12 protein-coding genes are annotated in these 14035 nt (G+C 40.9%); 6 read left to right on the top strand and 6 right to left on the bottom strand.

Going from position 1 to position 14035, the window contains the following annotated elements; translation table 11 throughout:
* Positions 1–11: 11 nt before the first annotated feature.
* The 5 genes from PL_RS04015 to PL_RS03995 all read right to left on the bottom strand — a co-directional run bounded on the left by PL_RS04015 (position 12) and on the right by PL_RS03995 (position 8417).
* On the bottom strand, positions 12–1631 hold the full coding sequence (locus PL_RS04015; protein WP_041884042.1) for a thiol-activated cytolysin family protein: 1620 nt from the start codon (positions 1629–1631) through the stop codon (positions 12–14).
* Between the two features lie 4 nt (positions 1632–1635).
* Entirely contained in the window at positions 1636–2667 is a 1032-nt protein-coding gene (locus PL_RS04010; protein ID WP_152620350.1) for a thiol-activated cytolysin family protein, read from the bottom strand.
* A 13-nt stretch (positions 2668–2680) separates the two neighbouring features.
* On the bottom strand, positions 2681–3826 hold the full coding sequence (locus tag PL_RS04005) for a thiol-activated cytolysin family protein (RefSeq protein ID WP_041884039.1): 1146 nt from the start codon (positions 3824–3826) through the stop codon (positions 2681–2683).
* A 273-nt stretch (positions 3827–4099) separates the two neighbouring features.
* Positions 4100–5413 (bottom strand): amidohydrolase family protein, encoded by a 1314-nt coding sequence (locus PL_RS04000; protein ID WP_041884038.1) that lies wholly within the window; start codon positions 5411–5413, stop codon positions 4100–4102.
* The gene (locus tag PL_RS03995) at positions 5403–8417 is read right to left on the bottom strand and encodes an amidohydrolase family protein (protein WP_041884036.1); all 3015 of its coding nucleotides are present in this window, start codon (positions 8415–8417) and stop codon (positions 5403–5405) included. Before PL_RS03995 ends, PL_RS04000 begins: the two co-directional genes overlap by 11 nt.
* A 200-nt stretch (positions 8418–8617) precedes the next feature.
* Here PL_RS03995 and PL_RS03990 point away from each other — a divergent pair, with 200 nt between their 5' ends.
* From PL_RS03990 to PL_RS03970, 5 genes are all read left to right on the top strand, one after another.
* Positions 8618–9898, top strand: a complete 1281-nt coding sequence (locus PL_RS03990) for an alpha/beta fold hydrolase (protein WP_087149095.1) — start codon at positions 8618–8620, stop codon at positions 9896–9898.
* Positions 9899–9937: 39 nt separating this feature from the next.
* Complete coding sequence (locus PL_RS03985) at positions 9938–10111, top strand: hypothetical protein (protein ID WP_316933281.1); 174 nt, start codon at positions 9938–9940, stop codon at positions 10109–10111.
* Positions 10112–10123: 12 nt separating this feature from the next.
* Positions 10124–10366, top strand: a complete 243-nt coding sequence (locus PL_RS03980) for a hypothetical protein (protein ID WP_316933282.1) — start codon at positions 10124–10126, stop codon at positions 10364–10366.
* 263 nt (positions 10367–10629) lie between these two features.
* Positions 10630–11316, top strand: a complete 687-nt coding sequence (locus PL_RS03975; RefSeq protein ID WP_041884035.1) for a metal-dependent hydrolase — start codon at positions 10630–10632, stop codon at positions 11314–11316.
* A gap of 25 nt (positions 11317–11341) precedes the next feature.
* A complete protein-coding gene (locus PL_RS03970) occupies positions 11342–11962 on the top strand; it encodes a hypothetical protein (RefSeq protein ID WP_041884033.1) in 621 nt (206 codons plus the stop codon).
* A 12-nt stretch (positions 11963–11974) separates the two neighbouring features.
* Here the strand turns inward: PL_RS03970 and PL_RS03965 are convergent, their stop codons facing one another.
* Complete coding sequence (locus PL_RS03965; RefSeq protein ID WP_041884032.1) at positions 11975–13522, bottom strand: alkaline phosphatase family protein; 1548 nt, start codon at positions 13520–13522, stop codon at positions 11975–11977.
* A gap of 59 nt (positions 13523–13581) precedes the next feature.
* Here PL_RS03965 and PL_RS03960 point away from each other — a divergent pair, with 59 nt between their 5' ends.
* The gene (locus PL_RS03960; RefSeq protein ID WP_041884029.1) at positions 13582–14034 is read left to right on the top strand and encodes a GNAT family N-acetyltransferase; all 453 of its coding nucleotides are present in this window, start codon (positions 13582–13584) and stop codon (positions 14032–14034) included.
* Position 14035 lies beyond the last annotated feature (1 nt).

Below are 14035 nucleotides of genomic sequence, written 5' to 3'. Positions count from 1 at the left end.
GTGATATTTGTTTATCGGATAATGTCCCAGTCACCAGAATTAGGCGTGCCGTTCTGCAGTCCGGATGGTAAAACAGGAGCACTAAAATAATTGGGATTTTCCAGCAACAGGAGTTCTGTTTTTACCGGGCCGAGATTATATTTAATTTCAATGGAAGTTTGATGATTAGTATTGTATATCGTTCTGATTGGAGCTACTATATAAGGCTGAGGAATTCCCTGCGGACCAAATTGTCCATAAATATAAGTATGCACTATTGCTCTGTAAGTAAGTCCTTTAGAAGCAGGTGCAACTATAGGAGCAGTAAGTTCTTTATCGGCATAAAAAGTTAAACGCTGTTTAGCTGTTCTGACAGATCCTGCTGACTGAACCTCATAAGGATCAGAAAATTTTGCCCATATTTTTTCTACCGGCACATCAATCCTGAAATTATTGTTTATCGTTTTGTTGTCTTTTAAAGACTTCATTTTAAATGATATTGGTACTCCCGGAGTTTGTGCAGAGAAGGTTGAACCTTTTTTAATGAAGCCAAGCAGTTCTTCCACAGTGAATATTTTCTTTACTGTTTCCGCACCATTTGGACCTATAAAATAGATGGTCATCTTCGAGTTGTTGATTGTTGATATCTCTGCAGATGTCAGGTCTGATGTTCCTGAGACTAATCCTCCAAGTACTCTGAATGCTTTGTTAAAAGTGTTGTTGACCAATTGTCTGTCATCATCGCTTTCGATAGCCAGTATGCCAGTTGAGCCATAGGTAATGTTGCTGATATAAGCCGGCCAGTAACCTTCAACAGCATTCAGATCAAGATTTTCATAGAGTTCACCTTTTACCGGAACGTCCATATCCAATGTAAAGTTCTTTTGTACAAATTTGGCTACAAGTCCTGTTTTTCCTGCTATTTTAAGTACACCATTGGTCGAGGTTGAGTTTGAACCATAAAACAGTGCATTGACTTTGACATTTGAACCAAAAACAGTTCTTAACTCATCATAATAAGTAAATTCCTGGATACTGTAGTTGTAAGATGCATTCTGCAAACCTGATATTCCGTTATCCTGTAACAGCTTACTGTAAAACTGAGTGGCATTAAGCTCATTGGGATTAAACATTCCGGAAACCACTTTACCCGGTAAGGAAATAGAAGCACTTATGGGTCTTGATTCATAATGACCTAAACGTTCAGATAGTGGTGTCATAGCTAAAGAAGCAATAGAATTTCCTCTGATCAGATTACCCAGATAGAAGTTATCTTTTTGTCCAAGCCATTCAGGCAGCATGGTAAATTCATCAGCATAACCAATAAAAGATCTGCCTGCATAATCTCCAAGCCACATACTGTCTGTCTGGATATGCACTGCACCAATTAACTTGTCTCTCAACGAGCCCCCGGACATCATTGTACCAGGAATATCACTGGTTTTACCGGAATTCAGGTGTGAATTTACTGATGAGGATGCCTGCATCAGGTTACTAAAGGTGGAGATCGCAGCTCTGCTGATATTCACATTACTTCCTTCCGGAGATTTTAAAGCTGATTTTTGATCTGAGTTTTTAACCGTAACAGCCTCCTTTCTACAGGAAGCTGTTATGATAATTAAAACTAAAAGAGTGGGTAATAATAGTTTCATTATTTTAATTTGGCAAATTAACGTTAAGCTTAAACAGTGAATAGTCTTTTAGTCTTCTTAAGCGGAAACTGGTTGGATAACCAGGATTATCGGCAGAGAAGTCTCCCAATGAAGTCACATAAGTAATAAATGAATTATATCCATCTATCGTGATCGGACTGCCGGAATTTGGTCCGCCAACTAAAAACAAGGTAATTGTTGATTGCTGGATCAGATTTTTCTCGTATTCGGTCATAGTTTCCGTAGTTTTCTTGAAGATCTTTTTGGTCACCTTGGTAAAAGCTTTGTTGGTCTCTTCCATATCGAGATTCGTTTCTACCGAAAGGATACCTTTCTGACCATATGAAATGGAATTGATATACAGTGGATCCTCACCTGTAGCAACCAAAGCAGCAAGATCAGTCTCGCTGACTAATTCAGTCTTTTTAGGCAGAGGTACATCCACAGTAAAGTTTTCAATTTCAAAACTGGCCACAAAACCAAATCTTTTTTTGATTGTGGTAACATTATGCATCAAACTTGTAGAAGAAGAAGAAAAGAGTCCTCTCACGCTTAAATTATAGCCAAATTCTTTTCTCAGTTCATCATAATCATAGAATGGTCTGTAAGTATAAGCGAATGCACCAATCTGTGTATTCTGAAAGGTTTGTCTCCTGAGAATATTCTGTAAGGTCTGTCTGAAAGAAGACATTCTTGGCGTATTGATTACATCACCGGTATTCTGACCAGGAAAAGAACAACTGATTCTGATTGGTAATTTCTGATAATCATTCAGGCCCCAGAACTTTGCAGAATCAGTCAGTAGTTTTCCGGAGATAATATTACCCGCATAAACGAGATCAGCGTTATTATCCATGACGGTAAAATCAGAAGATTCAACTAAACCCTGGGTTTTAGGTGATCCTGTATGCTGATCAGCTGATTGCTGGCCTGCTTTCAGAGAATCACTTTTTTTGCATCCATAAGTGCTGATGAGCAGCAAGCCACAGATACCGAATAAAGAAACCTTCATTCTGCTTAATAAATAGACATTCATGATTTTTATCTGTTTAATTATTAGCAAGATTGATTTTGAAGATTGTTTTAAACAGTGCAAAGTTTTTCAGGTTTCTCATTCTGAATGAAATTGGTCCTCCGTAACTGTCACTGGTAACTGATGCACCGGCTAATATGGCATTTTTGAATGCATCATAACCATTTACAGTAGCTACATAAGCCTGACCCGGTCCGAATTTCATATAAATTGTAATTTTAGCTTTGTCCAGTAATTCTTTCTGAGCAGAAGTTACATTGATATCAGATTTTACAATACCGATGTTTAAACCAGCTTTAAAAGCTACGTTGAAATCCTGGTATGAAGCATCAGTTTCAGCCATAAATACTCCAAATCTTCCATAAGTTACTGAGTTTACATAAACAGGAGCATATTCACCCATTAATGAATTGGCATCACTAACACTGATCAGCTCTGTTTTTTTAGGCAATGACATATCTACAGTGAAGTTCTCCTGAACAAATTTGGCAATTACACCAGTACGGGCTTTAATTTTAGTTCCGCCGCCGTTAACGCCGATACTTACGATTTTACCGATATCTACGTTAGCACCAAAGGTATATTTAAGTTCATTATAGTCAGTAAACTGATTTGAAGTATAAGAGAAACTGTTGATTTGAGGAACAGTACCCTGTCTGGCAATTACCTGACCAACAAAATCACGTGCTGATGAGATATCAGGGTTTTCGATAGTACCACCAACGTTAGTACCAGGAATTGAAAGACTTGCTCTGATTGGTAGCGGATCATAGTCTCTTACACTTAGCGGATTAAACAAATAACCATTTACAATAGATTTACTGTTGAAAATTGCACCCGGATAGGCGAGGTCCCAGTTCTCGTTTGAAACCATTACATCATCCGTTTCCACGAATACTGTTTTTCCTTCGTTATTGGACCAGACACTGTCTCTGACAATCCCGCTGCTTGCTTTTTGGTTGTTAAGTAACTGACTGAAATTCAGGTTCGAACCTTTACCTATTTCAATCATAGGATTTTCGATGATTTTTCTGTCCTGGAAAACACTTAATTGTGAATCCTTGTTTTGTTCATTAGCATCGTTTGAAGCAATTTTTGCTTCTTTTTTACAGGACACGGCAAGTCCTATCACCAGAATAGAGAGTAGATTTACTTTTTTCACTTGAAATAAAATTTATGGTTTTTGAGTAATTAATGATTCGGGCTATAAACTAATACTGAGAGTTAATTTTTGTATTTATTTATAGCAAAAATAGTGCACTACAATTAACAGCTTAGTTTTTTACGCCAAATGCATAATAATTTACATGAAGCCAGACTTTATGGTCATAAAAGAGAGATCTTCTTTAGAAAAAATCTAAATAATCGAAAAAGCCGCTCCCGAAAGGAGCGGCTTTTTTATTGAAAAGAACAGAAACTTGCGGTCGTAATCCGGCTAATTAATCTTTTCAGAAGCGTATTTATCACTGAATTTTTTGTCCAGTTGCTTATGCAGGTTATCCAGATTGATAGCTCTGCCCTGAATAAATGCCTGTTCCACTTTATTCGTTTTCATGTCCAGTGCATCACCTGCAGAAATGAAAAAAGTAGCGTCTTTTCCAGCTTCAAGACTTCCCGTTAACTGATCTACCCCCATAGCTCTGGCTGCATTCAGTGTAATAGCAGATAATGCTTTTTCTTTATCCAGACCCCAGGCGGCAACGGTTCCGGCCATAAAAGGCAGATTGCGCTGCTGCCAGTAACCATCAATACTCAAAACCACATTTAAACCCGCATTAGCAAGCACAGCTGCATTTTTATAGGGCATGTTTACATCATCATCATTGTTATTTGGCAATGCGTGAGGCTGTTTCACTACCACAGTAATATTGTTGGTTTTTAAAAAATCAATAACCAGATAAGCTTCATCCGCATCGGTAATGACTGGTGTAATCCCGAATTTTTTGGCGAAATTTACTGCTGCAACGATCTCTTTCGCACTGTTTGCCTTGATAAATAGTTTCTCTTTACCAGTAAATACAGGTTTCATGGCTTCAAAGCGGGTATTGATAACTTCAGCTTTACCCATTTCCGAATAAGCTTTTGCTTCGGCAAAGAATGAGGTCAGTTGATTGATGGTTGATTGCGTACGCTCTGCTGTTACTTCAGCTGAAGTTTGTCCTCTGCCTGATTCTCTGAAACGGGGTGTAGCCGGCCAGCTCATATGCATGGCATCATTAATTTTAACAGCAGCATCTTCCCAGTTCCAGGCATCGAGCTGAACAACGGCAGAACTGCCAGAAATTATTCCGCCCTGCGGGGTCGGTTGAGCCAGCAAAACACCATTACTGCGTAAAGTTGCAGGAACTTTTGAATCTGTATTATAAGCTACTATTGAACGGATATGCGCATTATAATCTCCGATTTCTGAAAAATCAAGAGTGGCTTTTACGGCCTCAATCTCTGTTAATCCAAGGTTTGTGGTAGCTGCAATAAAGCCTGGATAAATGTGTTTTCCGGCAGCGTCAATACGCATTACATCATCCTGAGGAACCTGTCCGTCAGCTCTTACTGATATAATTTTGCCATTTCCAAATAGGATAGTTCCGTTCTCAATTACAGTTCCGTTTCCTATATGTATGGTGGCTCCGGTAACAGCAATGGTTTTATCCTGTTTTTTTGCAGGCGATATATTAGCCTGTGCAAAAGAAGTAATGGCCGATGCCGATAAAAGCAGGCTGAGTAAATATGTTTTTAAGTTAGTGTGCATGTTCTGATTCGTTTAATTCTGCTGAATAATCTTCTAAAGTTTCACAATTGTAAAGACGGGGAGCATTGCCCAGCGCCCGCTGCGTAGCAGAGCCACTGCTTTTGCTGTTTAACATTTTTTGAATTAAACGGGCTTTTTCAGCCTGCTGATTTTTGATCAGCGCGGCATCTTTGTCTATATCCCAGTAAGCAATGCCATCCACAAAGGTTTTTTCTGCTTTGGCATAAATAGACAGCGGATTAGCTGACCATATGACCACATCAGCATCTTTACCCGCTTTTAAGCTTCCCACACGATCAGCTATATGTAGTATTTTTGCAGGATTTAAAGTGACAAATTTTAAAGCTTCCTCTTCAGGAACATTACCATACAGCACTGCTTTACCGGCTTCCTGGTTTAGATGACGCGCCATTTCTGCATCGTCAGAGTTGAAAGCAGTTGTGATCCCTACATTATGCATGATTTTTCCATTATAGGGAATGGCCTCAGCCACTTCATTTTTGTAAGCCCACCAATCTGAAAAAGTAGAACCCGCAATACCATGGGCTTTCATTTGAGCGGCCACTTTATAACCTTCTAAAATATGCGTGAACGTATTGATCTTAAAGCCAAGACTATCTGCAACATGAATTAGCATATTGATTTCGCTCTGCACATAAGAATGGCAGGTTATGAAGCGCTTGTTATTAAGAATTTCTGCAACGGCATCCAGTTCTAAATCCCGGCGAACATGGTTTCCTTTAACCCCAATGGCTTTCTGATATTCTTTTGCACGCGTAAATTCATCAACAAATGTTTGTTCAACGCCCATACGTGTTACCGGGAAGCGCGCACCGTTGCCAAAATTACTCTGTTTTACATTTTCACCCAATGCGAATTTGATAAAGCCATCAGCACCGGCAAATTTTAATTCTTCAGGTGCTTTACCCCAGCGTAATTTAATCAGCTGGGACTGGCCGCCGATAGGGTTTGCCGAGCCATGTAAAATATGTGAGGTCGTGACACCACCGGCCAGCTGGCGATAGATATTTACATCCTCAGAATTGATTACGTCTGCTATACGCACTTCGGCAGAAACAGACTGGGTACCTTCATTAATCCCTCCGCTGCCAGCGATATGAGAGTGTTCGTCAATAATTCCTGCCGTTACATGTTTACCAGTGGCATCAATTACTTTTGCATTTCCAGCAGTCAGATTTTTACCAACAGCTTTAATTTTGCCATTTTCCAGCAGTACATCTGCCTGCTGTAATACACCTTCTTTTTCATTGGTCCAGACAGTTGCATTTTTGATCAGTACATTTTCCTGTTCAGGCAATTTTGCATTTCCAAAAGCGCCAAAAGGATAAATTAATGTACCCATAGCCAGATTTGGTTTTGGCTCATCTTTTTTAGCGTTTTCTTTTGCTGCATCTTTATAAGCAGCGGTGAAAAGAGCTGATTTTCCATCCGGCAATGCGGCCTCACCTTTAAACAGCAACGGGCTTGCAGCAGTTAAGTAACCGCTTAAACGGATATAACCATCAGGATTTTTCTTCAGATTGAAGCTGATCGATACCCAGTCCCCATTTCTGGTAAAAGCGGCAGTGGTTTTAACACTATCTGCTCCACTTCTTTCAATGGAAGCGACTGAACCGCCCTGTGTTCCCGTGATTTTCAGTGTCAGCGGGTTAATCCCGTCAATAGTTAAATTATATATTCCACGTACATCAGCCACGTCCATTTTGTTGACAATGAAACGTTTTCCCTGTACCCAGTTTTCAAATATTATATTTCCGCTTTTAAACAGGTTGTCAGATGAGATCAGGAAGTTAGCAATTTTACCTTTTTCCAGCGAACCAACCTGAGCGCTAATTCCAAGAAGAGCTGCTGGAATTTCAGTAACAGCCTGTAAAGCTTGTTTTTCAGTCAGTCCATTTTCAATAGCAAGACGGATATTGGTCCAGAAATCACGGGTGTTTTCCAGTCCAAAGGAAGTCAGGGCAAATTTAATCCCTGCTTTTTCCAGTGCTGCAGGGTTTGCCGGTGCCATTTCCCAGGCTTTCATTTGTGCCAGTGTGATATTTCTTGCCTCTGCAGGATCTTCCACATCATAGGCTTTAGGAAAATTCAGCGGAATGATCAGACTTGCACCTGTCGCTTTAACTTCATTGATACGCTGATATTCATCCCCACTGGACTTAATGATATATTGTTTGCCAAATTCCTTACCGATTTTATCAGCCCGGAGGATATTGGCCCAGCCTTCAACCTCAAAAATCTGAGGTATATTTTGCTGTTTGGAGAACTCTTCCAGCGAGATATTATATTCCTCCTTTTGCTGGCCATACCATTGTGCATCATAATAAGTCTGACGCAGAAGCGCGATAGCGCCCATTAATGATGCCGGATAATCATTGGAGGATGAACCTTTACTGAAAGAGTAATTTGCGGCGGTCTGATCTTTCAGAAATATGTTATTATCAGGACTTTCATTCAGGGTAACTGCAGCAGAGGTTCCTCTTGCAATACCATCGCGGTTAATGACATTTACACTCCCGAAACCAGCTTTCCTGAGTTCATCAGCTTTCTTGCTGTCAGCAGAAAAAATACTTTTCACCTGCGTCTCAGGTCTGATTGCCTGATTCCATCCATAAGCACCTTTTTTGGTCGAGACAAAAATAGACTGACGTGCTCCGCGAGGCTGTACTACAGGTTCAGCTAAACCATAGCCCGAAAAAGCATCAATTAATGAAGGATAGATAAATTTCCCTTTCAGGTCAATAACAACATAACCTTTAGGGACGGCCAGACCAGAACCGGCGGCCTGAATAGTTTGTCCTTTGATCAGCAGTGTAGCATTGGTAAGTGTCTGACTGGAGTTTACTACAATAGTGGCATTGGTAAAGGCGAACATACCAGGCCTGGTATCATAAGACCCGTTAACGGGATAGGTGGTAGTTTGCTGTGCAAAGAGGGTTGTAGCAGAAAATACCAGCGCAATGGCAAGTAAGGTTTTCTTCATAATGGAGTTAGGGGTTAATTTATCTAAAACTAAAACATATTAGTTTCGAAATAGCTTGATAACCTATTTTTTACAATTCAAACCCGTAAATGACTGGTTCAGGATCAAATCGGTCTATACAGCCTGTTTACTGATTTGGAGAGGGGGAATCAGGGATACTTTTGAAGAAGAAATTAAAACACAATCTAAAAAATTATCCCATGAAAATGAATAAAAACATCTTTGCCGGTACCCTGATTACCGCAGCGACCCTGCTACTTGCAGCCCCGACCTTTGCACAGACTGCTCCGGCAGCCGGATCTGCAGATTCGATCCGTCACTTTCACATTAATGTGCCTGAAACAGCCGTAGCTGATCTGCGTCAGCGTGTAGCAGCAACCAGGTGGCCGGGACAGGAAACTGTTACAGATCAGTCTCAGGGCGTAAAGCTGGAGAAAATCAAAAAACTTGCAGCTTACTGGGGCACAGACTATGACTGGCGCAAAGCTGAAGCAAAACTGAATGCACTGCCTCAGTTTATCACCACTATTGACGGATTGGATATCCAGTTTGTACACATCCGTTCTAAACATCCCCACGCCATGCCGCTTATTGTAACTCATGGCTGGCCGGGTTCAATTTTTGAACTGCTGAAAATCGCAGGCCCGCTTACCGACCCTACAGCTTACGGAGGTAAAGCTGAAGATGCTTTTGATCTTGTCCTGCCATCCATGCCGGGTTATGGTTTTTCAGGAAGACCACAGGGTACAGGATGGGATGCAGACCATATTGCAAAAGCCTGGGATGTACTGATGAAACGTTTAGGTTATAAATATTACGTTTCCCAGGGAGGAGACTGGGGTTCAGTAGTGGCAGATAAAATGGCACTGCAAAAACCTCAGGGATTGCTGGGAATTCATGTGAACATGCCGGCAACAGTTCCGGCAGATGTGGCTAAAGCACTAAAAAATGGAGAGCAGCCACCAGCCGGACTCTCTGCCAAAGAACAGGCTGCATTTAAATCCCTGAATCACTTATACACCAAAGGCGGAGGTTATGCTGCCATGATGGTTACCCGTCCGCAGACTTTAGGTTATGGGTTGTCTGATTCCCCTGTTGGCCTTGCGGCTTTCTTTTATGACAAATTTAACGAATGGACCTATAGCGGGGGAGATGCCGAGAAATCATTGACCAGAGATGAAATACTGGATGATATCTCTCTTTACTGGTTAACCAATACTGCAGTTTCTTCTGCGCAGCTTTACTGGGAGAATAATGCTAATAATTTCAATGCTGTCAATGTCACTATCCCTGCAGCAATTACAGTTTTTCCCGGAGAAATCTATCAGGCTCCTAAAAGCTGGGCAGAGCGCAGCTATAAAAAGCTGATTTATTTCAATGAAGTAAACAAAGGCGGTCACTTCGCTGCCTGGGAAGAACCGCAGCTTTTTGCAGAGGAAATCCGTGCAGCATTTAAGTCTTTACGTAAATCAGCTGATTAAAAATAACAAAACGAATATTCACCAATTAAATGAATCAAAATGTCTGATCACATCACCCCAATCGAAAAAGTACTTTATACAGGTAAGACCCACACTACCGGTGGCAGAGATGGCGAATCTCTGAGTTCTGATGGCCGTCTGTCCGTTAAACTTTCATCGCCCGGAACAACAGGTGCAGGAACTAATCCTGAGCAATTGTTAGCTGCCGGCTGATCAGCTTGTTTTATCGGAGCGATGAAACTGGCTGCAGCTAAAATGAAGATTACTCTTCCGGCTGCTGCTGCTATTGATACAGAAATTGACCTGGGTACAGCTGGCGATGGTTATTTCCTGCAGGCCCGTCTTCAGGTGAGTCTGCCCGGACTGGAAACTGAAGTTGCCCTTGCACTGACCGAAGCTGCACATCAAACCTGTCCGTATTCCAAAGCTACAAGAGGCAATATTGATGTCGTGATTAGCCTGCTTTGACAATCAATTACAGCCATGACCTGTGGATTCAGGTCATGGTTTTATCTTCTGGTGACCCTAGCTGATTTTGGCTGGGGCTTTTTTTGAAAGTTAAATAACATTCTTTAAAATGATTTTGTAAATTAACAGACTCGGTTCATCTTATAGCTGTTTAAGAAAAATTATTAAAAAACACGGTAAATAAAACCGTTATGTACAGCAGCAATCAAGAGAAACCAGGTAGTAAATAATAATGTGGTCACCTTTAAAAAGCAAATATTCCAATGAAAGTTACATATTACGGTCATGCATGTTTCTCAGTAATCGCAGCAGGTAAACATATCCTTTTTGACCCGTTTATCTCCGGAAACGAATTAGCCAGCGCTATTAATATTGATGAGATTAAGGCTGATTACATTTTTGTCTCTCATGGTCATTTTGATCATATGCTCGATGTGGTAACTATCGCAAACCGGACAGGTGCGATGGTTCTGGGAATCTGGGAGCTGTATGAATATTTTAAGAAACAAGGGCTTAAAAAAGTGCATCCTATTAATCCTGGAGGTAAAGCCACTTTCGATTTTGGAACAGTGAAATCTGTTATCGGACAACATTCAAGCAGTTTTTCTGATGGAAGTTATGCAGGAGTAGCCTGCGGTTTTGTGCTCGAGACTGTTGATGGTAATTTTTATTACAGCGGCGATACCGGTCTCACTCTGGATATGACTTTGATACCAAGATGGATAGATCTAGACTTTGCTGTTTTTCCAATAGGCGATGTATTGACTATGGGTGTTGAAGATGCTATCGAAGCTGCACAGTTTGTTAAAGTAGATCAGGTTATCGGTGTTCATTATGATACGTTTGGACTGATTAAAATTGATAAGGATGATGCTGTTAAGGAATTTGAAAAATCTGATCTGACGCTTTATCTGCCAGCAATAGGAGAAAGTATCGATATCCAGCGTTAAGCTGACCATATTAGAATTAATTTTTATGAAAGTTTCCAGGGAAGATCCTTTTGATCAGAATCTTTGTATCAGAGGGTTGGGCGTATTAACAACCTATATGCATTCTGATCTTTACGAATATGTGTACTATCTGACATTTAAAAGGTCAATGAAGGCCTATGCTAAAGATTTTAATGATGCCTGGGAAAAATCTATAGATGAAGATGAGTTCTTTAAAAAAATAGATGATCCATTTGTTCAGAATTGCCGGAGTGCCCAGCTTAAATTGATTGACCTCAAAATGGAACTGATCTTAAGATTTGGTATTGAAGAGACCGAAGACCTGGAGAACGGAACTATAGTTATACAGTCACAACGGTTCAGGCCCTTCGTTCTGCTCTACAAGCGATCCAAGAGTTATAAAAAATTGAAATTGTATTACCTGAGAACATTGGTAGGGATTATTGAATGCCTGTATTTTTATGCCTGTGTGCTCACTATCCAAAGCAACAAAATCCCATTGATGTTCAAAAAACAGTTCAAACTACCGGATCAGGAATGGTCCTGGCTGCTAAACCAGGACGATAACAATGTACGGCTGCTCACAGAAGTGATCAGTGGATTAAAGGAGGATTTGGGTCAGCTGAAGAGACTGGTACAAAAATAGTCTGATAAACTGCTATCCGTGCAGCTGCTTCATCACTTCATGAAAACCATCTTTCAGTGCTGTTAATGTTTTTGCTGCATGAACATGTTGTCTGTATAAATTTATTCCTTCCTGCTCGTCTGTCTGGTTTCTCCTGATGGTATGTAATATGGCTCTGGCTGCAACCGATTTTTGCAGGTCATTCGGCTCTTCATCAGCAGGAGCGGGTATTTCAGGGCTTGGCTGGATTACCGGCACCTGATTACGGGGTTCTTCAGCATTCAGTACGGCTTCAAATGTAGGCGCATTGGCAACTCTGGCACCTAAACCACAGGTTACCGGATCTATTCCTTTCCACTTTAAAATAGTCGCTATAACAGAGGTATGATCAAAAGGTACAGCTGTGGGTTCCTGCCGGAATACAGTATTAGGCTGAATATAGGGAGAGACAAAAATAGCTGGTACACGTACCCCAAACGTATCAAAGTTAAAGCCCAGTTCTAAATTCTCAGGGCATGGAGGATTACCGTCCTGCCATGGGGGAGTTGCACCGGTAGCGATAGGGAAATGATCATAGGTGCCGCCATGCTCATCAAAAGTGATAATAAACAGGGTCTCGTTCCATGCCGGACCCTGCGTGACAGCCTGATAAAGTTCACTTAAAAATTCTTCGCCCGGCCCTACATTGCCTGGTGGATGATAATCATTTCCATGAATACCGAAGTCTCCGTACATGGTTGTCCATCTGGGTTCCAGAAATGAATAGGAAGGTAAAGTTCCAGCTGCTGCACGCTTATAAAAGGTGGATATGTCATCAAAATGATTACTGAATTCATCACTCTGAATTTGTGTGAACAAATCCCGGGTATAACAGTAATCGCTCAGGTACCATAATTTGCTGTGATAGATCATCCAGTCGTCTGTGGTATTGAAACCCGCATTACTTAAGATATTCCAGTGTGTTTGTTCTGTAAAATCAACCTTTAACTTTACCGGGTCAAGCAAATCAAAATGATTATCCACCCAGGCACCTTCTTTACTGGAGTAATTATCTTTTCCAATAGAATTTCCAGTGGCAGCGAATGCTCTGTTGCAATTTGTTTGTGATGGAATGGAAGCAAACCACTGATCACAGACTGCAAAATTTTTAGCCAGACCGTTAATCATGCTTAATTCATCAGGAGTGTAGGTTTTCATGATATCCTCAGGCGTGTTTGGCCAGTTGTCATAATCTACATAAAAACCACCCATTTCGGGGATATTGGTAGGATAGGGTACTCCGGGAGTTAATGAAGTATAACATTGTGTCCGGACATGTTCAAATGGTTCATGCGGATCGAATGCCGGAATCCGGAAGTTATTCTCAGTTCCTTTAATTACAAATTGTTTGACATTGTTTTTGTCCAGATTGTAGAAGTCAGTTTGAAGTCCGTTAAATTGCTGCGGATTATTGGTATCAATAACAGTGATGATATTCTTTTTCTCTTCCTCCTCGTATAACCAGCCAAGCAGGTTATCAAATGATCGGTTTTCGAGCATCACATGTACAATATGTTTGATCTGGGGCATGAAGTCATTCATCTTGGTGTTTTTATGTTTAGGTGAATCCGGTTTCTTAAATTTAATATATTTGTCAGACTATGGTAAAGGTCATATCAGTGCGGGAAACCCCGGAATATAAGGACAGGGCAATAGCTTATCTGCAGGAAATCTGGGAAGAGGTACCGCCGGTAATCTATGAAGACTGTGTGAATCACAGTATAAATGCAGGTGGTGATCTGCCGCAATGGTACCTGCTTGAAAACGGTGGGGAAATCATAGGTTGTGCAGGATTGGTGCCTAACGATTTTATTAGCAGAATGGACTTGTATCCATGGGTTTGCGCAGTTTATGTAGATGAAAAATACAGAGGGCATGCCTATGGATCGCTGTTGCTTGAAAAAGCAAAACAGGATACCAAAAAAGCGGGATTCCGGCATATGTATCTGTGTACTGATCATGTTGGCTATTATGAAAAATATGGGTTTAGCTATATCGGTCAGGGTTATCATCCATGGGAAGAGGAATCCCGGATTTATGGGGTTGAGGTATAGT

It is taken from the genome of Pedobacter lusitanus (assembly GCF_040026395.1).
Classification (GTDB): Bacteria; Bacteroidota; Bacteroidia; order Sphingobacteriales; family Sphingobacteriaceae; genus Pedobacter; species Pedobacter lusitanus.
The sequence above is the reverse complement of the archived record's forward strand: the minus strand, read 5'-3'. Positions and strand labels throughout refer to the sequence as shown.

Excerpts from the sequence above, each read along its gene's own strand:
- PL_RS04015 (WP_041884042.1), bottom strand. The coding sequence starts at position 1,631 with ATGAAACTATTATTACCCACTCTTTTAGTTTTAATTATCATAACAGCT.
- PL_RS04010 (WP_152620350.1), bottom strand. The coding sequence starts at position 2,667 with ATGAATGTCTATTTATTAAGCAGAATGAAGGTTTCTTTATTCGGTATC.
- PL_RS04000 (WP_041884038.1), bottom strand. The coding sequence starts at position 5,413 with ATGCACACTAACTTAAAAACATATTTACTCAGCCTGCTTTTATCGGCA.
- PL_RS03995 (WP_041884036.1), bottom strand. The coding sequence starts at position 8,417 with ATGAAGAAAACCTTACTTGCCATTGCGCTGGTATTTTCTGCTACAACC.
- PL_RS03990 (WP_087149095.1), top strand. The coding sequence starts at position 8,618 with ATGAAAATGAATAAAAACATCTTTGCCGGTACCCTGATTACCGCAGCG.
- PL_RS03985 (WP_316933281.1), top strand. The coding sequence starts at position 9,938 with ATGTCTGATCACATCACCCCAATCGAAAAAGTACTTTATACAGGTAAG.
- PL_RS03975 (WP_041884035.1), top strand. The coding sequence starts at position 10,630 with ATGAAAGTTACATATTACGGTCATGCATGTTTCTCAGTAATCGCAGCA.
- PL_RS03970 (WP_041884033.1), top strand. The coding sequence starts at position 11,342 with ATGAAAGTTTCCAGGGAAGATCCTTTTGATCAGAATCTTTGTATCAGA.
- PL_RS03965 (WP_041884032.1), bottom strand. The coding sequence starts at position 13,522 with ATGAATGACTTCATGCCCCAGATCAAACATATTGTACATGTGATGCTC.
- PL_RS03960 (WP_041884029.1), top strand. The coding sequence starts at position 13,582 with ATGGTAAAGGTCATATCAGTGCGGGAAACCCCGGAATATAAGGACAGG.